This is a genomic window from Bacteroides sp. RTP31139st1_H2_RTP31139_211217 (assembly GCF_040227615.1).
GTDB classification, from domain to species: Bacteria; Bacteroidota; Bacteroidia; order Bacteroidales; family Bacteroidaceae; genus Bacteroides; species Bacteroides uniformis.
Genome location: NZ_JBCNZM010000237.1, coordinates 4,427 through 5,102 on the forward strand (window position 1 = coordinate 4,427; position 676 = coordinate 5,102).

1 pseudogene is annotated in these 676 nt (G+C 42.2%); it reads right to left on the reverse strand.

The annotated features are described in order from the left end of the window. A pseudogene (locus ABUA47_RS22865) lies at positions 1 to 647 on the reverse strand (hypothetical protein); the annotation flags it as partial. Positions 648 to 676 lie beyond the last annotated feature (29 nt).

The following is a 676-nucleotide window of genomic DNA, read 5'->3' on the forward strand; positions in this document are numbered from 1 at the left end:
ACTTCCAGTCGCAGTTACACCGTCAATCCCACAACGATAAGGAACAGTTGCTCGATAGCGGGCAGGTTCTCTTTATACCGTTCTGCATTGTAGAGGAATAGGAACAGCTTATATTTCTGATGGGGAGTAATGGATAGCTCGATATTTTCCATTACTTCAATCATCTTGATGAAGTTCTTCTTGGAGTCCGGGTCGGAAAAGAAATTCAGATGGCGGTTATTGATACGGACCTTTTCTTTGAAAAATTCAGTATCAAAGGGTGCAAAGAATTGAATCAGCTCTTTGTCCTGTTTTTCATTGGCTCGGATGGCTTCGACTATCTCCTTATTGCTCATGCCCGGTGTGCTAAGCACCAAGGGATGAAATAGTAATTCCGGCAATTGATGGTAGATGCTGTTTCTTGCCAGATTCAGCAATATATATTCTTTGCCGGCATTTGTCGTTGCGACATGCTGTTCCGAAACGCTTAATACATCTCTGGATTTCACACGACTGTTCATACCATGGCAATTAACCATAGTATGGTCCAACAGCCGCCGGTCAAGAATAAATTGGAGTTCATCATAAAAGATTTCTGCGACGAAATTTATTGCCTGACTTCGTTGGATGCTTTCCAAGGGTTTCTTTTGCGCTAACATTGTTCCCATATCAGTTCTCCGTTTCGATAGTTTATGAC